This is a genomic window from Paenibacillus enshidis (genome assembly GCF_042136365.1).
Lineage (GTDB): Bacteria > Bacillota > Bacilli > Paenibacillales > Paenibacillaceae > Paenibacillus > Paenibacillus enshidis.
The window spans coordinates 1-19,713 of sequence record NZ_JBHHMI010000031.1; the positions used below are offsets into that span (position 1 = coordinate 1).

Consider the following 19,713-nt stretch of genomic DNA (forward strand, 5'->3'; position numbering starts at 1 on the left):
GGGTACGTGAGCACCTGAAATGTTTCCGCAGGAAACATGCTTCGGAAGCATCCGCTTAGGCCCGGCTGAATTCAAGAGTCGATGTCGAGTCCGCTTCCTGACTTCCTTCGTGATCAAAAGATGACTTTTTGAACAACCTCTAAAAGAAAGAGGATGAAGCAGCAGGGTAATCCCCTATGATTCATCCTCTTTTTCACTTTCCATTCCGTTAGCCCAGTACGATCCGGTCATCGGCCAGCTTCTCACCGCTGATGCGCTCGAACTCGCCGAGCAGCCGTTCCACGGTCAGCTCCTTTTTCTGCTGCTCGTTCACATCGAGGATAATACGTCCCTTATCCATCATAATCAGCCGGTTGCCGAGGCGAATCGCCTGCTCCATATTGTGCGTGACCATTAGGGTTGTCAGTTCCATCTCGCGCACAATACTTTCCGTCAGCGTGGTGATCAGTTCCGCGCGGGCCGGGTCCAACGCAGCCGTGTGCTCGTCCAGCAGCAGAATCTGCGGCCGTGTGAAGGTGGCCATCAGCAGACTTAGCGCCTGCCGTTCTCCGCCCGAGAGCAGCCCTACCTTGGCGCCGAGCCGATTCTCCAGACCGATACCAAGACGCTGCAGCTGCTCCCTGAACAGCTTGCGCTTAGGGGCGGTGATGCCGAAACCGAAACCGCGCGCTTTGCCGCGTGTATAAGCCATCGCTAAATTTTCCTCGATGGACATGTTTGGCGCAGTGCCGGCCATCGGGTCCTGGAACACCCGTCCGATCCAGCGGCTGCGCTTGAATTCCGGCAGCTGGCTTATATTTTGGCCGTCAATGCGGACCTCGCCTGTATCCGGCTTCATCACACCCGAAATAATATTCATCAGCGTGGACTTACCAGCCCCGTTGCTGCCGATGACCGTCACGAAATCTCCGGGTTTCAATTGCAGATTGGCGCCGATGAGCGCTATTTTTTCGTCCACTGTGCCTGGATTGAACAACTTGGACACATTCTTGATATGCAGCATCAGCGTCCGCCTCCTGTGTTAGCATTTGCTGCTCCCAGCAGCTCCGCCGAGCGCTTCTTTGCCATGCTTTTCTGCTTCAGCACCCGCCGCACCGTCGGGAAGACAAGCGCGATAATGACGATAATGGCCGTAATCAGCTTCAGGTCAGACGTTTCGAACCAGTCGATGCGCAGGGCAAAGGTTACAACGATACGATAGACGATCGAGCCGAGAATAACTGCCAGCGTTGCACGGAACACCGTGCGGGCGCCAAAGATAGCTTCCCCTATAATCACCGAAGCCAGACCAATCACGATCATGCCGATGCCCATCGTAATGTCGGCAAAACCCGCCTGTTGGGCGATAAACGCACCCGACAGCGCCACCAGCCCGTTGGACAGGCTGACACCAACAATCGTGGTCGTATCCGTGTTTGCGCCAAAGCTGCGAATCATACGTTTATTATCGCCGGTTGCGCGCAACGCCAGACCCAGATCCGTTTTCATGAACAGATCCAGCAATATTTTGAAAAGAATCACAATCACCAGCATGACAAACGTAATCGACGAAATTTCCCATACCTTTCTGGGCAGCCCGGAAAACACCGTGTCCAGGCCAAGCAAAGAAATATTCGGCTTGCCGCCGAGAATGCGCAGGTTGATGGAATACAGTGCAATCATCATTAGAATCCCGGAAAGCAGTCCGTTAATTTTTCCTTTGGTGTGTAATAGTCCTGTACATGCCCCCGCCACAAGACCGCCCGCAAACGCCGCCAGACAAGCGACCCATGGCGAGGAACCGTTTGATATCATGACCGCTGCGATAGCGGCTCCAGTAGTAAAGCTCCCGTCTACAGTCAAATCGGGAAAATCTAGAATACGGAACGTAATATAAACGCCGAGCGCCATCAGCGCATACAGCAGCCCAAGCATGATCGCCCCGTCAAGCGAATTCCACACAATGGAGACCCCCTTATACAAAAAAAGATAGGGCGAATCTCTAGGAGCCGCCCTGAATTTCGTTACTCACTTTCTGTTTGGCCCGCATGAAAGGCCGTGACCTGTTATTTTTAATTATTCAATAATGTCGTTATCCGGGTCCTGCACCTTGGACTTCATAGAATCCGTCACTTCAATGCCCTGCTCTTTCGCCGCTTTCACGTTCAGGATCAAGTCAAGCTTGTCAGGGAAAGAGACAGGCATGTCCCCAGGGTTGGCTCCATCCTTCAAAATTTGGGCCGCCATTTGGCCTACCTGATACCCGTGATCATAGTATTTGAAGCCAACGGTTACCATGGCCCCCTTCTCAACCGTATCACGGTCACTGGAAAAGAAAGGAATGTCGTTGTCATTGGCCACCTGAATAATCGTATCTACGGCGCTGACCACCGTGTTGTCCAGCGTGATGAAGAACGCATCAGCCTTGCCGACAAGCGAGTCCGCAGCCTGCTTCACCTCGGAGGTGTTGGTTACAGAAGCTTTGACCAGCTTGATGCCGTGAGATGCCAAAGCCTTCTCGGCATTGTCTGCCATCACGACCGCGTTCGGCTCTCCTTCGTTGAGGATGAGGCCGACGGTTTTGACGTCAGGCAGCTCTGAGGCGACAAAATCCATCAGTTGCACGATTGCCTCCGGATTCGTATCCGAGGCTCCTGTAACGTTAGCGCCCGGCTTCTCCAGGTCACCTACGATTTTAGCACCAAGCGGATCAGTAACGGCCGCGAACAGCACCGGCTTGTCCTGAACCTGCTGTACGAGCGCCTGTGCAGGCGGTGTTGCAATGGCGAGCGCGAGGTCACTGTCGCTATCCGCAATCTTCTGGGCAATCGACAGGTTCGTTGTAGCATCCCCTTGCGCATTGTTATAATCCACCGTCAGGTTCTTACCTTCTTCAATACCGGCGTCCTTAAGGCCGGCCAGGAAGCCTCTGCGGGTTTCGTCCAGGGACGGGTGCTCCACAATTTGCGAAATAGCAACCGTATATGCTTTTCCTTCCGCGCTGCCGCCGCTCTGCTCCGTTCCCCCATCCTGTTCTCCGCCGCTGCCGTTATTGCCACAGCCTGCTACCATCAGCAGCACGCCTGCCAGCGTCAGGGACATCCACATCTTTTTCATCTTATCTAACCCCTCTCTTTAATTAACAATATGATTAAACATGATTGATTCGACGCTTCTACGCATCGTTGCTTTTATCAGACAAAGCGACAAATTAAGCAAAATGCTGCCGGGTCCGCCGGCAACATATACAGGCGTTGATTTTTTAATATTAAGCGGTAATGTCACACTCGTCAATTGGTAATAAAGCAAAAAAGCCCTGATCCAGGAAAGAAAACAGCTTCCTTAGCAATCAGGGCGTTTCTAAATATGCGCTTTTCAAATCAATATCCCGTACCTGTCCATTACCAGCCGATGGCCGCGCCATCGCAGCGGGGATCCGTGCCACCGATACGGAAGCCATGGCCATCGATCATAATCGCGTGTGCATGCCCCATGACTCCGGCAAAATCCTCAACCACCTTCACCGTATGCCCGGCAGACCGCAAGCGCCGCTGCACCTCTTCCGCGATCCGGCCCTCCAGCCTCAATTCCTGCGTGTCATCCCCCCACGTTCTGCCCCACACCCAGCGTGGTGCATGTATGGCGGTCTGCGGGTCCATGCCGTAATCGACCATACGTGTGAGCAATGCGATTTGCGTCTGGGGCTGGCCCTCTCCTCCCTGGGTGCCGTACAAAATATACGGCTTCCCGTTCCGGCAGACCATAGCCGGCATCAGCGTATGAAACGTCCGCTTGTCAGGCTCCAGCCTGTTCACATGCGACGGATCAAGGGAAAAGAATGAGCCCCGGTTCTGCAGCAGAATGCCGGTATCTCCCCCAATCACGGCCGAGCCGAATTCAAAATACAGACTCTGGATAAAAGAGACGGCATTGCCCTCTGCATCCACCACTGCCGCATACGCCGTATCATTGCCTACCGGCTCCGTATCCATCGGCAGCGACTGTTCCATATCGATACAAGCCGCCAACTCGGCGGCGTACGACTTGGACAGTAGACGCTCCAGGGGAATGGAGGAAAAGCGCGGGTCTGTCAAGTAATGGTTGCGGTCACGGAAGCTCAGCTTCAGCGCCTCTACAAGCAGATGGTAGTATTCATACGAGCCGTGTTCAATGCTGCGCAAATTAAAATGTTCAAGAATATGAAGCGCCATAATGCCGGCAAAGCCCTGCGAATTGGGCGGAACCTGGTACAGATCAAGACCGCGGTAGCTGCCTTTGATCGGCTCTGCCCATTCCCCCGTATGCCGCGCAAAATCCTCCAGTCTCAGCAGACCGCCCTGTTCCGCCAGTGAACGCACAATCTCCTGGCCAATACCGCCTGTATAAAATGCGTCCCGGCCCTCGTCTGCGAGCTGCTGCAGGCTTCTTCCCAGCGCGGATTGGATAAAGCGGCTGCCCTGCTGCGGGACCTTGCCTCCGGGCAGGTAGATGGCGGCCGTCTGCGGATAAGCCGCCAGCACATCAAGCCGCTCGGCGGTAGTGGCGTGCTGGTCAGGCGACAGCGGGAAGCCCTCCAGCGCATAGCGGATTGCGGGTTCAAGCACCTCCGCCAGCGTCATTGAGCCGTATGCCCGCAGCACAGCATCCCAGCCGTCCACCATGCCTGGCACGGTGATGACGCTGCGGGGGCCCCGCTGCGGGATGGCGGCTTCGCCTGCAAAACACGCAGCGGTGACCCGGCCACCCGAACGGCCGCTTGCATTATAGGCCCTGACCTTTCCTTCCCGACTGTTGTAAGTCAGCCAGAAGGCGTCGCCGCCCAATCCCGTCATATGGGGATAGACAACGGCAAGACAGGCGCTCACCGCCACCGCCGCGTCAAAAGCGTTGCCGCCCTGCTGCAGAATGCGTGATCCGGCCGCGCTTGCCAGATAATGAGGACTGACGACCATCGTCTGTGTGCCTGTGACCGGTGTCATGCTCATAGGCTCCCCCTTACCTCCGGAACCAGCGTGACGACCCAATCCAGCAGGCGGCGGTCCTGTCCCGGGCCCGCGATGACGGAGATACCGACAGGACAGCCCCCCGCCTCGGCGGCGGGAATCGTGATCTGCGGCAGCCCCGCCAGACCGGCAATAGAGGTCAACTGCATTGTTCTGGATCTGCGCTCCTCCAGCTGCGGCCCCTGCTGCCCAAGCGCCGGCGCCGCTCCTGTGGTGGTCGGAATGACCAGCACACCATCCTCCCGCAACAGCTCTGCCAGCGCTTGCCACACCTGCTGGCGGCGTCCTTCTGCCTTCTCAAAGTCCACCCGCTCAATCGTACTGACCCATGAGAAGCGCTGGGCGATATCCGGCCCGAATACGGGCTGCTCGCGTTTAATCCACGAACCGTGCTCCTGCCAAATCTCATAGCCCTGAATCGTTCTGAACATGGTCATCCATTCAGACAGCCCCTCTGGCGCCAACTGCACAGACTCATGACTTCCGCCTGACCCAAGCAGCAAGTTCAGATACGGAGCAAGCGCCTCCGCGCTTTCCCGGTCCGACAGTTCCCAGGCGTCTTCGGCAGTCATGACCCTGCGAAAGCCGGAAGCCCCTGGTGTGGACGACGGCAGCAGCACATCTCCCACGCTCCGCAACATCTCGGGATTACGCGTCATCCAGCCAACGGTATCAAAGCTGACGGCAAGCGGGACCACCCCCTCCACGGTCACGCTCCCGTGCGTCGGGCGCATTCCATATACGCCGCAGTAGGAAGACGGGACACGCACCGATCCCCCGGTATCCGTCCCCAGCGTAAAGTCGGCAAGCCCGGCGGCAACGGCGACCGCCGAACCGCTGGAGGACCCGCCGGGGATGCAGCCGGGAGCTTTGGGGTTCACGGGAGTCCCGTAGTGGGCATTCTCCCCGTTCAGGCTGAACATCAGCTCATCCGTATGCGTCGTGCCTGTCAGCCGTGCCCCCGCCTGCAGCAGCAGGCTCACCGCTTCTGCGTGCGCCTCAGCCGGACCATGCGTCTCCAGCCAGCGCGGATTGCCCGCACCGTTCGTGCAGCCGCGTACTGCAAACACGTCCTTGACCATAAAGCTGCTTCCGCTCAGCGTTCCCTGTCCTGCAGGCTCTACTATCACGGGACTGACGACGGCATTCCATTGATCTTTCATTGGACCCTTCATCCTTTCGCTCCTTCTCCAGGATTTTGTCCAATCATAATGCCTGAATTTGCTGGTGTACATCATATGCATCCATTTTTGGATGTCGTACTAATTCCGGGACGTCAGGTTGTTACCCAAACAGAAATTCCGCTGCCGTATTCACTTTGAAGACTGGCTTCAGCCTTAGACTCAGTCCGCGTCCGCGAATTCCCAAGCAGGATTCCAAACTATTTCCCATATATGGCCGTCAGGGTCCTGAAAATAACCTGAATATCCTCCCCAAAAAGTATCATGTGCAGAAACCTTGATCACCGCGCCCGCTTTCCGCGCTTCTTCCATGATTTGATCCACTTCTTCCTTGCTGCCGACATTATGCCCGATTGTAAACTCACCGGGACTGGCTGCCTGCAGCGAAATCCCGGCATCATGCGCAAGAGACTTGCGCGGCCAGACGGCCAGCTTCACACCTGCTTGCAAATCAAAAAAAGCAACGGCGCCATGCTCAAACTCCTGCCCGATAATCCCCTCTGTCGGTAGTCCTAATCCGTCACGGTAAAATGCTACCGCCCGCTCCAGATCATCCACTCCCAATGTAAATACAGATATGCGTGGTTTCATATACAATCCCCTTTTCATATTTAAAGCAAAGGCTGCGACTCATTCATTCTCTCCAAACAGCTCTCTAATCATTTTCTCCTTATTGTTCAGAAACTCTTTCATAATGATATAGTGATCCGTTTCCTCCAGTGCTTTGATTTCGATACCGTCCGGATGCAAATTATAAATACGGGCTCCCGGATACGCCATCAGAATCGGCGAATGTGTGGAAATGATAAACTGGGAATTCTGCCTGACCAACTCATGAATACGTGCAAGCATGGCCATCTGCCTTAACGGGGATAACGCGGCCTCCGGCTCATCCAGAATGTACAGACCGTTGCCGCCGAAGCGATTCATGAAGGCTGCAAAAAAGGACTCCCCATGCGACTGCTCATGCAGCGATTTTCCTCCGTAGGAGGCTTTAATAGACGGTCCGGCGCACGGTTCTCTGTCCATCTCGTCGATATTCGTCGCCACATTGTAATAGCTCTCTGCCCGGAAAAAGAAGCCGTCACGCGCTCTGCGCGTCCCGCGTACCAGCCGGACATACTCATGCAGCTCTGAATGTGTGGCCTGAGTTGAGAACGAAAAGTTTTTCGTTCCGCCCTCCGCATTGAACCCCCACGCAACAGCGATGGCTTCCAGCAAGGTGGACTTCCCCATTCCGTTCTCGCCTACGATATAAGTGACACCGGGGTCAAATGGCAGCTCTTTCAGATTCCGAATCGGCCCAAGATGAAACGGATACTCTGCAAAAGACGGCACACGGCTTCTATCCAGCCCGATTTTTCTCAGAAAAGGCTCCCGCCCCTGCACATACACTAACTCATCACTCCTAACGGGTTTAATTCTGCCAATCTCTAATTGCTAATTCTATTTTTTCGTCCCAATATGATAATGTATAGATTATACAATAATTTTAAACGCTTACAGCTAGGACTTCAAACTACCGGTTCGACCGGCTACAAGGAGATGATGGATATGGATTTTGATCACAGTCTGGAGAAATACGCAGAATTGGCCGTGCAAGTTGCGGTGAACCAGCAGCCTGGGCAGGAGTTGTGGATTCAGGCGCCCATCCATACCCCTGAGCTTGTCCGGCTCATTAGCCGCAAGGCTTACGAGAAGGGGGCTTCCCAGGTGCATATCGAGTGGGTTGACGAGGCGAGCACCAAGCTGATGTACGAGTTGGCTCCTGAAGAGGGACTGAGTGACTTTCCGCGCTGGAAGGCGCAGGCTTATGAGGAGATTGCGGAGAAAAACGGGGCCTTTCTGTTCATCCAATCCAGCGATCCGGAGCTGCTGCGTTCTGTTGATCCCCGGCGCATCGCCCTTCGTTCAAAGGCTGCGGGCGAAGCCTTGAAGAAGTGGGAGGATTATGAAGTCTCCTACAAAATGACCTGGTCCATTATTGCCGTCCCTTCACTCGCATGGGCACGCAAGGTTTATCCGGAACTGGAACCGGAAGACGCCGTGAACACCCTTTGGCAGGCGATATTCCGCGCCGTACGGATTGACCGCCCGGATCCCGTACAAGCTTGGCATCATCATAATGAATCCCTGCGCAAGCAGAGAGAACGGCTAACCGCCAAGCAGTACAGCAGGCTGCATTACCGTGCTCCCGGCACCGAACTGACGGTTGAGCTGCCGGGCTCCCACATCTGGCGTGGCGGAGCGGCGGATAACGAGCAAGGACATGCTTTCAATCCCAATGTGCCAACCGAGGAGGTATTTGTTACGCCGCATAAAGCAGGGACGAACGGTGTCGTTCGCAGCACCAAGCCATTGAGCTACCGCGGCAGCCTGATCAATAACTTTACACTCCGCTTCGAGCAAGGCCAGGTAGTGGATTTTGAGGCAGAGGAAGGGCACGAGGCATTGAAAAGCATGCTTGACATGGATGAAGGAGCGCGTTATCTGGGAGAAATTGCGCTTGTTCCGCATAGCTCGCCCATTTCCAGCGAAGATCTGATCTTTTATAATACCTTGTACGATGAAAATGCATCCTGCCATCTGGCGCTTGGCCGCGGCTTTGCTTCCTCCCTGGAGTACGGTCGACTGCTTTCCAACGAACAGCTGGAGGCGGCAGGAATCAACCAAAGCCTCATCCATGTCGATTTCATGATCGGGTCCGCGTCCATGGACATCGACGGAGAGACACAGGATGGACGGATAGAGCCGATTTTCCGCAACGGCGGCTGGGCGCTCCATGAAGATTAAACGGCCGAAAAATCGACCACCTCTCCGTCCTTGACCGTATACAGCTTGGCGTGATGCTGCTCCAGCATTTTCAGAAAACGTATGAACTCATGAATATTATCGGTCACCCGTGAAAGGTCAGCCGTTAACAGGGCAGCAGCTCCCGTTTCCGCAAGCTGTCTGCCCAACGGCTCCCACATCCCGCCTTCCTGCCCGTCCAGCTCATGCACGCCCGCTTGAACCCATTGCTGTGCTTCAGCATAGGAGAGACACCTTTCCGCTTCTGACACTCCGTTGCCTCCAGCTTCCTGTTCTTCCCTTACAAGAATAAGAACCTTCATGATTACCTCCCCCAGCCGTACGAGCAGCATGGTTTTACTACTACTGTATGCGGTCCGGGGACAAACATGCATCAGGGTACGTGACCAGCCAATGCTTCATATTTTACACGCCTGGTAGTCCTATGTTCCTCACATTTAATTTAGTGATTTCACATCACTCATTGCATTCCCCTGCTTCAATAATTTCACTCTTGCTAACAGTTCTGGAAAAAGATAAGATCACGGATTAAGAAAAACAAGTATGTTATCTGTATAAGTCCTTAAGCCAGGCGGTTGCAAGATTGATCCATACCTGACAGCGTTCATTCACATGTTGGGGTCCTGTGGCAGTCGTCTCATCGGCCAGGGACAGGCCGTGCACTCCCTGCGGAAAAACATGCAGCTCATAAGGAACCTGATGCTCCGTTAGCGCAGCGGCAAAATCCAGTGAATTCCGTACACTTACGACCGGATCGTCCGCCGTATGCCACAGGAAGGACGGGGGCACCGACGCGTCCACATGCAGGTGGAGCCCATACTGGTCTCTCAGCTCCTGTTCAGGATGCGGCGTACCGAAAATATTCGCAAAGGTCCGCTCCGCTTCGGTCAAGCCTTCCTCTACCGTCGAGGCGGCGCTGCGCGGCCAATCGTTAAAATGAACGACCGGATACGCAAGGATCAGCGCATTCGGCTTGAGCTTTACCGGCTCTTCCTGTAACGTCTCGTAGATAAAGGGCTTGTTCCAGAAAACACCGGAAGCCGCTGCCACATGGCCGCCGGCCGAAAATCCGCATACCGCGACCCGATCCGCATCCACCAGCCATTCCTCCGCTTTTTCCCTTACGTGAGCGATAGCCCGCGCCACATCCAGAAACGGCTGTGGAAACCGCGCGGACTCCCGGACCGAATATCTCAGCACAAAGGTATGAAAGCCCTGGGCAAGGAAACGAAGGGCGACTGGCTCGGCCTCCCGGTCGGAGGTATGGTTGTACCCGCCACCGGGACAGATAATGACCGCAGGACGCCGCCGGTCTGTACCGAACTGCCCGGAGTTATGCAGGAGGTAGGTTTGCAGATAGACATCTTCACTTTCTGGGCTAAGCTTTATTTTTTCCGTGATCATTTACGATCTGCCCCTTTCTGTATTCACTTTCAGGTATACCTATAGTCTATATTTTTCCTGGGAAATGTTCTATAGTTTGATTTACCCGTCCGGGGCACTTTACATAATGGGTAAGCTTGAGGAGGATATTGTGCAAATTCGTTTATGGAATAACAATTTGAAGGTCCGGTTAATCGGGGAAGCCTTGTTTAACATGCTCTTTTGGATGTACTTTCCGTTTATAACCGTCTATTTTGGTCAGGCTTTAGGCAATGATATCGCCGCCATTCTAATGACTGTCCCTCCGATCTTCAGCATCATCGGCGCGCTGCTTGGGGGAGCCCTGGCGGACCGGGCAGGACGGCGTCCGATCATGCTTCTTGGCGCATCGCTCCAGATGGTGATGTTCGCATGCTTTGCCATGTCGCCATCCCATTGGATCGATTATCTCGCTTTTATTGGCATTGGGCTGGGAGTGGCCATCTACAGGCCCGCAAGCGCCGCCATGGTGGCCGACCTCGTTCCGGCAGAGCACCGCCGTGAGGTATTCGCCACGTTTACGACCGCCAATAACCTTGGCGCCGTGCTTGGGCCCGCGTTGGGGGCCGTTTTCTTCTTCCATTACCGGCAGGAGCTGCTGTGGACATGCACGTTCGTCCTTCTGCTGTATTTGATCGGCATTTATTTCATGGTTCATGAAACATCGCCGCCATCCAGGATCAAAGCGGAAGCTTCAATCTCCAGTGTGTTCAAAAAGCAGTGGCAGAGCTATGGCATTATTTTTCGGGATAAGGTGTTCCTGGTGTATACGCTGGCAGGCATCTGTGCAATGGTGTCGATCCTGCAACTGGATCTCTATTTGCCGCTTTACATTATCAATGAGGTTCCCGCCCAGCCTTTTTTCCCATGGATTGCGGGTTCGCCCGCACTCACAGGTACGGATATCTTTGGGTGGGTGCTGGGCTTCAACGGACTGTTATTTGTTCTCTTCATCCTTCCAGTTACCAAATGGCTCGGCAGCTGGAAGGAGCGCAATGTGTTTATTCTGTCTTCACTGCTGTCGGGTGTAGGCACTTTCGCTCTCGGTTTGGGCAGCAACATATGGTACCTATTTTTCGTTACGGTGATCTTTACTTTCGGGGAAATGGTGCGCTCTCCGGTGACACAGAGCTTTATCAGCCGTTATGCCCCGGAGCACGCAAGAGGCCAGTATATGGCAGCCGACAGCCTGCAGCCCACCATCGGGAGGTTTTTGGCGCCAATCACCGTTTTCCTGTCCACTTGGGTGCCGCCAATGGGCGTACTCAGCTTCATTTTGTTGTTTGCACTCATCAGTGCCGCATTATATATTCAATTGTTCAGAATGTATGTGGAGCATCCGGAGCAGCAGCGTGATTAAGCTCCTTGCGTGCAAAATCGATAAAACGCTGCATGTCCTCCGCAGACGCAAACCCGGCCTGGGCCGATTGGTTGTTGCCCCCGCCTTTGCCGCCGAAGCTGCTTAGATTCTGCTTGAAAAAGGCACCGCAGGCCACATCCAGCAAGCCATTATGGGCCAGCAGGAGCTTGTTGTCCGCTTCTGTTGCCAGCAGAACGAGGATGTTCCGGCCGCCGGTCAGCTTGGCGGCAAAAGGCTGCAGCTCCTTGGCAGGCTTGTCCGCAAATACATGCACCAACACAGGTCCTTCTGCCGCTGCAAGCAGCTCCTTGATTTCATGCTCATCGAGCCGCTGCTGCAGCTCATCCACACGGGTCCGCATCCGGGCCTGCTCCTGCTCCCATTTTTCAAATCTGTCCACGATATCATGACGTCCAGTGTTGAATCTTCCTGCTACAACCTCAAGGATACGCAGACTTTCATTGTAGTCCTGAAGCGCACGAACGCCGCATTTGAAATAGATTCGGGTATTTCCCTTCTGCTTGTCCGTCTTGAGCAGCTTGATCATCCCCAGCTCACCGGTCCGGCTAACATGCGTGCCGCCACAGGCGTTGTACTCAATGCCTTCGATTTCGACGATACGAATATTTTCCGTTACCTTCGGCTGTTTCACCAGCGTGATGTCCCGCAGTTGCTCTTCTGTTACAAAATAGCTGCTGATGACGCGGTTACGGTAAATTTCCGTATTGACTTCCTGTTCGACCGCATCCATTTGTGCCCGATTCAGCTCCGGCAGCTCAATATCAATGGTGCATTCCTCCTGGCCCAGATGAAAGCTGACCGTCTTTGCGCCAAGGAGCCTGAGAATGACCGCTGACAGCAAATGCTGGCCGCTGTGCTGCTGCATATGGTCCCATCTGCGGCTCCAGTCCAGCTTGCACACGGCATTCGCCTCTTCCGGCAATCGTTCAACTTCATGGAATACCGTGTCTCCCTCACTGAACACGTCCAGTACAGGAATGCCGTTCACCGTCCCAGTGTCGCTCGGCTGGCCCCCTCCAGTGGGGTAAAATGCCGTTTCCTCCAGCACAACCAGTTTGCGCCCGTCTCGTTCAAGCTTCTGTATGATTCTGCTCTCCCATTCCGTTATGTATGCGGAGTCGTAATACAGCTTGTTAGTCATATACTTTCCTTTCCAGTCTGTTCAGGGATATATTCAATCAAATCAGACAATTCACAATTGAAGGTATCACATAGCTTAAACAGGGTTTCCAGCTTTACCGTTTCGATGTTCGTTTCCCTGTACAGTTTGTTAATTGAATTCCGGCTCAGACCCGATTTTATCATAAGCTCTGTTATATCATCTATTCGATGCTCAGCCATGAGTAGTCTCAGATTACATTTGATTACAGACATCAATTTCGCCTCCATGATACTATTTTATCTATCAAACCTAGCTTCATCAAATAGAGAGCAAACAATTAATTGTATAAGTGAGGGTGATTGTTTGAACAATAAAAAAAGAGAGGACAAACATATGACTGTGAGCTTACGTGAAAGACCAACTCTGCAAGGAAAAGACGCAGAACGCTTTTTAGCCAAAAAAAGAAGAATGAAGAATTCATGAAAAAATATGCTGCAAAAAAGTTAAGGAGTATTATGAGCGATTGTCTAAAGAGTGATTACAATTTTATTCACAAAATTAATATCCATAGCAGATCCACCACATTTCAAAAAAATTTCGTTGCGGTAATGGTGGTTCTACGGATCTTTCTCTATTCAGTGGAGGTTTTACGTAGCCACGGCAGTCTGACAAACCAGCCGCGCAAGGCATGGGGGCGTAAGCTGTAGGTCTGTATAATAAAACGTGGTGCCTTTGAAATTATTTAAATGGGACATTCTATGTATCATACACAAAGGCAGAATTCGACACCCGGATGGATTATGTACTAATACCACTGACTTCTATCGGATTCCACCTCGCGGTGGACACCCTTGACGTAAGTTAATAACTACTACAGACTGAATCCCTTTCGGGTAAGCCCCAGTCATTCACATCCTTGAATATTTTGCCCTTATTGTGGTAATGTATAAGCAAAGAGCCGAAGTGCTGGTACACTCCGACTCATCACATGATCTGACCGCGTAAAAGACGGTTGGCTTGTGACAAGGTGACGATCAGAAAAAGTAGACCGCTATCCCTGTGAAGGACGGTCTACTTTTTCTTTAAGTAGGTGAGAAGCGCTAGAATGAAACTCCCAAACGCGAATAGGATTAGGAATACATCTTTTACTTCGACCACTAGCACCACCTCCTTTCGGAGATGATTGCCAACCGTCCATTAGCCGATTTCGACCATGTTACATAAATATACCATAAAAACAAAAAAGATTGGCAGCAATTTTAAACCAAATTATTGCCCGCGATCTCAGTCGTCCGTGTAGGTTTCTGCAATCCAAGTATCTGATGAAATAAAGGAAGAGTAAGATCAAGAAGTGCCGTGGAGAAATATGAACGATGACCCATATCGTCATCCTTCAGTTGAACATATGCGAGTTCCCTGTCAGGCCACATGACCTCATGCCTGATACGCCATGCACTTTCCTTATCAATATTGCGAATATCCAACATTTCTCCCGCCCTTCACAATTCCTGTCGCTTCATTATAATAGCCGCGCCGCTCTTGTGCCAGATATGAGGACAAGGCAGGCCGTCTACAAACCACCCGCCTAAATCTGGGTTTTACAAACCTTAACGTTCCCATAACATGTTCCTCAATGTCTTCCCGCATACTTAGGGGTGCCAATTCAAAAGAGCGGGAGGCATAAAAAAACATGCTGCAGCTTCACCTATTACTGTCGGGTACCCGACAGAATCATATCGTTTTTTCTCCTATACTGGGCTTGGGTTCGTCGATGAAAGCAGCCAGGCAACGCTTGGTGTACAGAAGTGGGGGCGAATGCCGCAATGCCTGAGTTAGCGATAAAAGCTGTCTCTACCGAGCCAAAAGCGCCGCAGCGCTCCGGCGATTCGGTGTATGCCCTGCATCGCAAATACGGAACCTTGCGGAAATTCCCCAAAGGCTCTTTTGTCTTTACCAAAGGAAGCGCCCCTGTCAGCTCCTATTTCATCGAAAACGGACTGCTCAAGGTATGCCAATTTACCGAGGAAGGACGGGATGTGACCTTTTTCATCCGAAAAACCGGGGACGCCTTCGGGCTGGCGGAAATTGTCCTGGAACAAAATCATCCCTGCTATGCCCAGTGTTTGCACGACAGCCAGATTTGGATGCTTGACGCGGCCATTCTTCAGGAAAAAATCCATTCCGACCATGAGATCATGAGCGACATCCTGTATACGATGACCGACCGGCTCATTCACCATCAAAGCACGGTTGAATTGCTGATTTCCAAGCCCGTGCCGTGGCGGCTCGCCTGGCTGCTTCAGCAGTTAGGCACACCGGTTGGCGATGGCGATTCCAGAATCGATCTGGTCCTGAACCATGAAGAGATATCCAACATGATCGGCTGCAGCCGGCAGACCGTTTCGGAATTGCTGAGCAAATGGAAAGCCCAGGGCACCATCAGCTATGACCGGAAGCATATTCTGCTCCACAATGTACAAGCGATATTTGGCTCCGGCGGCATGAATTGAACCTTTTTACAAGCATCAGACAGAGAAAGTAGTGGAATCCATTGTCGAGAATTATTTTGGATACGGATATCGGAACCAATGCGGACGACGCAGTAGCGCTCGCCCTGGCTCTTAAATCACCGGAAATCCGTATTGCAGGCATCACCACCGTCTACGGGAAAGTCCGGACCCGCGCGTTAATTGCGCAAAAGGTGCTGGACCTGTGCGGAGTCAGGCATATCCCGGTATGTCCCGGCATCGAGCTGCCGCTCCTCCGCAACCGTCCCCTGCTTAGAGCGGGAATCGAGGGAAAGGGCATGCACCTGGAGGAAAGCGGCGGCAAGTTTGACAAGCATGCAGTCGATTTCATCGTGCAGACGGTGATGGAGAATCCCGGCGAAATCACGCTTGTTATGATCGGACCGCACACGAATGTCGCGACGGCCATGATCCGAGAGCCGCGCATTGCCGAGTGTGTGAAGCAGATTGTCATGATGGGCGGTGTCACCCGTCTCGCTCCTAACGGCAGCAATTTATCCCCTATCGAGCATAATATCCAGTGCGACCCGGAAGCGGCTACGGTTGTTTTTGCAAGCGGTGCGCCCATCCTGATGCTTGGGCTGGACGTGACCCGGCAGGCTGTGTTTTCCAGAGAGGAAGCGGATCTCATGGGGACAAGCGGAACTCTGCTTACAGGAACCCTTGTGCGCATGATGCATGACTTTATGGACTATATGGAGCGAGATTTTTCGTATATGTGCGACCCGCTCGCCATCGCTGTGCTGCTCGACCCTACATTAATCCGCACCAAACGGATGAACATCCAGGTCCTGTACGAACGCGGAGAATTTTCCGGGCAAACGATCGCCGAAGCAAGCGCAGCCGGGAATGTGGAGACAGCGCTTGAGTTAGACACAACCCGTTTTTTTGAACTGCTGAACCAAAGATTATTTTCACGAGATACAGCCCTGCTTTAAAAAAGCATACTCTTAACATCATAAATCTATCGAGGTGGAACGTACATGATTTCCAAACAATCGGCGAAACGCTTTGCCGCCTGGTGTACGCCTCTGCTGGCGGCAGCCGTCCTGTTTACTGGCTGTTCCCAGGGAGCCGGCACAACTGCGGACTCTGCAAGTTCGAACGGGCAAAGCTCCACTCCTTCGGCAGCAACGGAAATATCGTTTGAGGCCTATTCCAATTACGAGAAGCCGCTCACGAAGGTGGTTGAAGCTTTTGAACAGCAAAATCCGGATATCAAGGTCAAAATGAATCTCGTTCCAATCGACCAATTGACAGAAACAATTGAAATCAAGCTCAGCTCCAAAGCCAAGGATTTGGACGTGCTGTTTGCCGATACGCCGCTGGTCATGAACTATTCCGTGAAAGGTTATCTGGAGCCGCTGGACTCGCTGCTCCCAGCAGACGCCAAGGTCAAATGGACGAAATCCGCGGTGGAGACCGTGTCGTACAAGGGCGAGCTCATGGCCGCACCGATGAACAGCTCCAGCCAGGTGCTTTACTACAACAAAGATATTTTTGAAAAGAAAGGCATTCCATTCCCGGACGCGGACAAACGCATGACGTGGGAGGAAGTGCGGGATTTGGCGAAAAAGCTGACTTCAGACGACGTATACGGATTTTCCTTCGAGCAGGTAGGCAAAGCGTACCAGCTTCTGGCCCTGTCGGACAGCCTGGGCGCCAAAATGCTCAGCGACGACGGACTGGTGTCCAGCGGGTATTCGAATTCGCCGGAGGCCGTGAAGGCATTCCAATTTTACGCAGACCTGTTCAACAAGGATAAAGTCAGCCCGAAAATCAAGAAAGAGGAATCCATCGACTATTTTACATCCGGTAAAGTCGCGATGTTCGTATCCACCAACCAGAACATGCCGAAAATCCGGGATTCCGGCCTGAATTTTGGCGTTACGCTGCACCCGTATTTTGCCGGTCAAAAGGTAGCCACACCAACCGGGGCCTGGAATGTGGGCATCTCCAAATATTCCGGGAAGAAAGAAGCATCCGCCAAGTTCATTGAATTTCTGACGCTGGGCGAAGGCTCCAAAATCCTGTTTGAAGAAGGCGGCACGCTGCCGCCGCAGATCGACCTGCTCAATTCTATCGACACCGATCCGAAATATGAGCAGTTCCCTGACAACGTCATCCGCATCGCCGCCAAGGAATCGCGCGAAACAGCCGTTCCCCGCCCGAAAACGCCCGGTTACCTGGAATGGGAAACAAATATGAACAAAGCGTTTGAAGATATGAAAAATGGCGCCGACCCGCAAAAAGCGCTGGATGCCGCCGTCAACGTCATCGATAACCAATTGAAAAAATACAAGGGTGCAGCAGCAAATTGACCGCATCCGGGGGGGACGAAAGGCTGAGCCCGGTTCCCCCTTTTTTCCTTCAAGAGGAAAATCGTTAAATCTTCATGATAAAAGGAGGAAGCATGGAGCTTTCGGCTTTCGAGCTACCGATGGGTAGCCCTCAAGCCGAGCGTAATTCCTCACACGACTAACGTCGCGTGTCTCCATGCGCGGTTATGAAACTGAAAAATAATATTGGCCCCATCCTGCTCTTTCTGCTGCCTACCCTTGCCGGGCTGCTGCTGTTTAAGCTGTATCCCATTTTCAGCGCTGTCGTGCAGAGCGTATACACGACACAGTTTATTACAGGCGAAAAAAGCTTCGTCGGCTTGCAAAACTACCAGTCCCTGTTCGCTGATCCCGTCTTCTGGAATTCGCTGAAGGTGACGCTGGTATTTAATCTGATCATTAACCCGCTGCAAATTGTGCTGGCTTTCGGGCTGGCAATGCTGTTAAATACGAAAATCAAGCGCATTGCTTTCTTTCGCGGCATTCATTTCGTGCCTGTCGCCGTATCCGTCCCGACCGCCTGCGTCCTCTGGAACATTATGCTCAGTCCTGAGCAGGGTGTCGTGAATTCGATCCTGGTTGCACTGGGATTGGACCCGCAGCCATTTCTGGGCAGCAGCTCGCAGGCGCTGGGCTCCATTATCGCGATTGCGTCCTGGAAGGGCGTCGGCTATTGGGCGCTGTTCCTGCTGGCCGGGCTGCAGGAGATTCCCGCTTCGCTGCTGGAGGCTTCGTCCCTGGACGGAGCAAGCCGCTGGAAGCAATTTGTCCATGTAGTGGTTCCGCTCATGAAGCGCCCGCTGACCTTTATTGTCGTGGCCGTGACGACGGCGAATTTCCTGCTGTTTTCACCGATGTACATTTTGACCAAGGGCGGACCTGAAAACAGCACGAACGTGCTGATGCTTGAAAGCTTCAACAACGCTTTTCTATATTCCGATATGGGCAGATCGTCCGCGATGATGGTTATTTTGCTACTGATTACGCTGACCGTTGTCGCCCTGCAGTTCAAGTTGCTGCGGACCTCCCATTAGAAAGGATTTCGACGTGAACCGATTGACCCGTTCTCATCTGCTGCTGTATGCTGTACACATCGCTGTGGCGCTGCTGGTGCTGCTGCCGCTGGCGTTTGCTTTTGTTTCGTCGTTCCGTCCGCTGGAGGACATTTATAAATATATGTCGCCGATTACGTGGAAAACGTTTTGGCCGTCCAATTTTACATTGGACGCTTATCAGTCACTGTTTGCGGAGCGAGGGTTCGGACGAATTTTTCTGAATACCTTTTTTGTCGGGGCAGTCAACGTTCTTGGCGGGCTTTTGCTTGGCTCCATGGCGGCGTTTGCTTTCGTGTATTTCGAATTTCGCGGAAAAACGCTGCTGTTTCTGCTGGTGCTGATTACCTTCATGATTCCGTTTGAGGTCATTTCCATCCCGCTGTACAGTCTTGTCAACAGTCTGGGCTGGGTGGACACCTATGCAGGCATCATTATTCCCGGCATCGCCAACGGGCTGGTCATCTTCCTGTTCCGCCAGTTTTTTCTGGAGCTGCCGACGTCCCTCGTGGAATCAGCCCGTATGGACGGGGCCTCCTGGCTGCGGGTGTATGCGAATATCGTCATGCCACTCTGCAAACCCGTGACCGTCAGTGCCAGTCTGCTTATTTTCATTCAGCAGTGGGAATCCTTCCTGTGGCCACTCATCGTGACACGCTCCAAGGAGTATAAAGTGATTCAGGTCGCGCTGAGCGACTTCGTCACCGAATACGCGACCTACTGGAACGAAATGTTCGCCGCCGTCATTCTGTCCATCCTGATCCCCGTCGTGCTGCTGCTTCCGCTGCAGCGCTATTATGTGCAGGGCATTGCCAATACGGGCTCGAAGGAGTAACGGGCGAGATATGGGTTGTGCCCGATTGATTCACCGTTTTAGCAGAAAAGTCCATGTTCCGTTGCTATGAAGCAACAAGA

Annotated in this window: 19 protein-coding genes; 7 read left to right on the top strand and 12 right to left on the bottom strand. The window is 52.9% G+C overall.

Annotation, left to right across the window (positions count from 1 at the left end; all coding sequences use genetic code 11):
• Nucleotides 1–208: 208 nt before the first annotated feature.
• The 7 genes from ACE41H_RS21865 to ACE41H_RS21895 all read right to left on the bottom strand — a co-directional run bounded on the left by ACE41H_RS21865 (nt 209) and on the right by ACE41H_RS21895 (nt 7,558).
• Nucleotides 209–1,003, bottom strand: a complete 795-nt coding sequence (locus tag ACE41H_RS21865) for an ABC transporter ATP-binding protein (RefSeq protein ID WP_375357680.1) — start codon at nt 1,001–1,003, stop codon at nt 209–211.
• Nucleotides 1,003–1,914, bottom strand: a complete 912-nt coding sequence (locus tag ACE41H_RS21870) for an ABC transporter permease (RefSeq protein ID WP_375357717.1) — start codon at nt 1,912–1,914, stop codon at nt 1,003–1,005. Before ACE41H_RS21870 ends, ACE41H_RS21865 begins: the two co-directional genes overlap by 1 nt.
• Nucleotides 1,915–2,055: 141 nt before the next feature.
• Nucleotides 2,056–3,096, bottom strand: a complete 1,041-nt coding sequence (locus ACE41H_RS21875) for an ABC transporter substrate-binding protein (protein WP_375357682.1) — start codon at nt 3,094–3,096, stop codon at nt 2,056–2,058.
• Nucleotides 3,097–3,380: 284 nt separating this feature from the next.
• Entirely contained in the window at nt 3,381–4,964 is a 1,584-nt protein-coding gene (gene ggt / locus ACE41H_RS21880; RefSeq protein WP_375357683.1) for a gamma-glutamyltransferase, read from the bottom strand.
• Nucleotides 4,961–6,145 carry an amidase gene (locus tag ACE41H_RS21885; RefSeq protein ID WP_375357684.1) on the bottom strand — a complete coding sequence of 395 codons (1,185 nt, stop codon included), beginning with the start codon at nt 6,143–6,145 and terminating at the stop codon, nt 4,961–4,963. The genes ggt and ACE41H_RS21885 overlap by 4 nt, the downstream gene beginning before the upstream one ends.
• Nucleotides 6,146–6,325: 180 nt before the next feature.
• A complete protein-coding gene (locus ACE41H_RS21890) occupies nt 6,326–6,754 on the bottom strand; it encodes a VOC family protein (protein ID WP_375357685.1) in 429 nt (142 codons plus the stop codon).
• 39 nt (nt 6,755–6,793) lie between these two features.
• Nucleotides 6,794–7,558 (bottom strand): AAA family ATPase, encoded by a 765-nt coding sequence (locus tag ACE41H_RS21895; protein ID WP_375357686.1) that lies wholly within the window; start codon nt 7,556–7,558, stop codon nt 6,794–6,796.
• Between the two features lie 159 nt (nt 7,559–7,717).
• Here ACE41H_RS21895 and ACE41H_RS21900 point away from each other — a divergent pair, with 159 nt between their 5' ends.
• Complete coding sequence (locus tag ACE41H_RS21900; RefSeq protein ID WP_375357687.1) at nt 7,718–8,956, top strand: aminopeptidase; 1,239 nt, start codon at nt 7,718–7,720, stop codon at nt 8,954–8,956.
• Here the strand turns inward: ACE41H_RS21900 and ACE41H_RS21905 are convergent.
• Both ACE41H_RS21905 and ACE41H_RS21910 read right to left on the bottom strand, forming a co-directional pair.
• A complete protein-coding gene (locus tag ACE41H_RS21905) occupies nt 8,953–9,276 on the bottom strand; it encodes a hypothetical protein (protein WP_375357688.1) in 324 nt (107 codons plus the stop codon). The two genes, ACE41H_RS21900 and ACE41H_RS21905, sit on opposite strands and share 4 nt — an antisense overlap.
• A gap of 244 nt (nt 9,277–9,520) precedes the next feature.
• Nucleotides 9,521–10,378, bottom strand: a complete 858-nt coding sequence (locus ACE41H_RS21910) for an alpha/beta hydrolase (protein ID WP_375357689.1) — start codon at nt 10,376–10,378, stop codon at nt 9,521–9,523.
• 130 nt (nt 10,379–10,508) lie between these two features.
• On the opposite strand from ACE41H_RS21910, the gene ACE41H_RS21915 reads away from it, so the two are divergent.
• Nucleotides 10,509–11,756: an MDR family MFS transporter gene (locus ACE41H_RS21915; RefSeq protein ID WP_375357690.1), complete on the top strand. Its 1,248-nt coding sequence runs from the start codon at nt 10,509–10,511 to the stop codon at nt 11,754–11,756.
• Here the strand turns inward: ACE41H_RS21915 and ACE41H_RS21920 are convergent.
• From ACE41H_RS21920 to ACE41H_RS21930, 3 genes are all read right to left on the bottom strand, one after another.
• Entirely contained in the window at nt 11,716–12,918 is a 1,203-nt protein-coding gene (locus ACE41H_RS21920) for an alanyl-tRNA editing protein (RefSeq protein WP_375357691.1), read from the bottom strand. The genes ACE41H_RS21915 and ACE41H_RS21920 overlap by 41 nt on opposite strands.
• On the bottom strand, nt 12,915–13,151 hold the full coding sequence (locus tag ACE41H_RS21925) for a helix-turn-helix domain-containing protein (RefSeq protein ID WP_375357692.1): 237 nt from the start codon (nt 13,149–13,151) through the stop codon (nt 12,915–12,917). The genes ACE41H_RS21920 and ACE41H_RS21925 overlap by 4 nt, the downstream gene beginning before the upstream one ends.
• A 799-nt stretch (nt 13,152–13,950) precedes the next feature.
• Nucleotides 13,951–14,046: a putative holin-like toxin gene (locus tag ACE41H_RS21930; protein ID WP_375357693.1), complete on the bottom strand. Its 96-nt coding sequence runs from the start codon at nt 14,044–14,046 to the stop codon at nt 13,951–13,953.
• A gap of 656 nt (nt 14,047–14,702) precedes the next feature.
• Between ACE41H_RS21930 and ACE41H_RS21935 the strand changes: the two genes are divergently transcribed.
• The 5 genes from ACE41H_RS21935 (at nt 14,703) to ACE41H_RS21955 (ending at nt 19,633) form a co-directional block, all read left to right on the top strand.
• Nucleotides 14,703–15,389, top strand: a complete 687-nt coding sequence (locus tag ACE41H_RS21935; protein WP_375357694.1) for a Crp/Fnr family transcriptional regulator — start codon at nt 14,703–14,705, stop codon at nt 15,387–15,389.
• 41 nt (nt 15,390–15,430) lie between these two features.
• Nucleotides 15,431–16,345 (top strand): nucleoside hydrolase, encoded by a 915-nt coding sequence (locus ACE41H_RS21940; RefSeq protein WP_375357695.1) that lies wholly within the window; start codon nt 15,431–15,433, stop codon nt 16,343–16,345.
• Between the two features lie 45 nt (nt 16,346–16,390).
• Nucleotides 16,391–17,728 carry a sugar ABC transporter substrate-binding protein gene (locus ACE41H_RS21945; protein WP_375357696.1) on the top strand — a complete coding sequence of 446 codons (1,338 nt, stop codon included), beginning with the start codon at nt 16,391–16,393 and terminating at the stop codon, nt 17,726–17,728.
• 185 nt (nt 17,729–17,913) lie between these two features.
• Nucleotides 17,914–18,780 (top strand): carbohydrate ABC transporter permease, encoded by an 867-nt coding sequence (locus tag ACE41H_RS21950; protein ID WP_375357697.1) that lies wholly within the window; start codon nt 17,914–17,916, stop codon nt 18,778–18,780.
• Between the two features lie 13 nt (nt 18,781–18,793).
• A complete protein-coding gene (locus ACE41H_RS21955; RefSeq protein ID WP_375357698.1) occupies nt 18,794–19,633 on the top strand; it encodes a carbohydrate ABC transporter permease in 840 nt (279 codons plus the stop codon).
• Nucleotides 19,634–19,713 lie beyond the last annotated feature (80 nt).

What these genes read in the sequence shown, in the direction of transcription:
- ACE41H_RS21865 (WP_375357680.1), bottom strand. Translation starts at nt 1,003, where the DNA reads ATGCTGCATATCAAGAATGTGTCCAAGTTGTTCAATCCAGGCACAGTG.
- ACE41H_RS21870 (WP_375357717.1), bottom strand. Translation starts at nt 1,914, where the DNA reads ATGCTTGGGCTGCTGTATGCGCTGATGGCGCTCGGCGTTTATATTACG.
- ACE41H_RS21875 (WP_375357682.1), bottom strand. Translation starts at nt 3,096, where the DNA reads ATGAAAAAGATGTGGATGTCCCTGACGCTGGCAGGCGTGCTGCTGATG.
- ggt (WP_375357683.1), bottom strand. Translation starts at nt 4,964, where the DNA reads ATGAGCATGACACCGGTCACAGGCACACAGACGATGGTCGTCAGTCCT.
- ACE41H_RS21885 (WP_375357684.1), bottom strand. Translation starts at nt 6,145, where the DNA reads ATGAAAGATCAATGGAATGCCGTCGTCAGTCCCGTGATAGTAGAGCCT.
- ACE41H_RS21890 (WP_375357685.1), bottom strand. Translation starts at nt 6,754, where the DNA reads ATGAAACCACGCATATCTGTATTTACATTGGGAGTGGATGATCTGGAG.
- ACE41H_RS21900 (WP_375357687.1), top strand. Translation starts at nt 7,718, where the DNA reads ATGGATTTTGATCACAGTCTGGAGAAATACGCAGAATTGGCCGTGCAA.
- ACE41H_RS21905 (WP_375357688.1), bottom strand. Translation starts at nt 9,276, where the DNA reads ATGAAGGTTCTTATTCTTGTAAGGGAAGAACAGGAAGCTGGAGGCAAC.
- ACE41H_RS21910 (WP_375357689.1), bottom strand. Translation starts at nt 10,378, where the DNA reads ATGATCACGGAAAAAATAAAGCTTAGCCCAGAAAGTGAAGATGTCTAT.
- ACE41H_RS21920 (WP_375357691.1), bottom strand. Translation starts at nt 12,918, where the DNA reads ATGACTAACAAGCTGTATTACGACTCCGCATACATAACGGAATGGGAG.
- ACE41H_RS21925 (WP_375357692.1), bottom strand. Translation starts at nt 13,151, where the DNA reads ATGTCTGTAATCAAATGTAATCTGAGACTACTCATGGCTGAGCATCGA.
- ACE41H_RS21935 (WP_375357694.1), top strand. Translation starts at nt 14,703, where the DNA reads ATGCCTGAGTTAGCGATAAAAGCTGTCTCTACCGAGCCAAAAGCGCCG.
- ACE41H_RS21945 (WP_375357696.1), top strand. Translation starts at nt 16,391, where the DNA reads ATGATTTCCAAACAATCGGCGAAACGCTTTGCCGCCTGGTGTACGCCT.
- ACE41H_RS21950 (WP_375357697.1), top strand. Translation starts at nt 17,914, where the DNA reads ATGAAACTGAAAAATAATATTGGCCCCATCCTGCTCTTTCTGCTGCCT.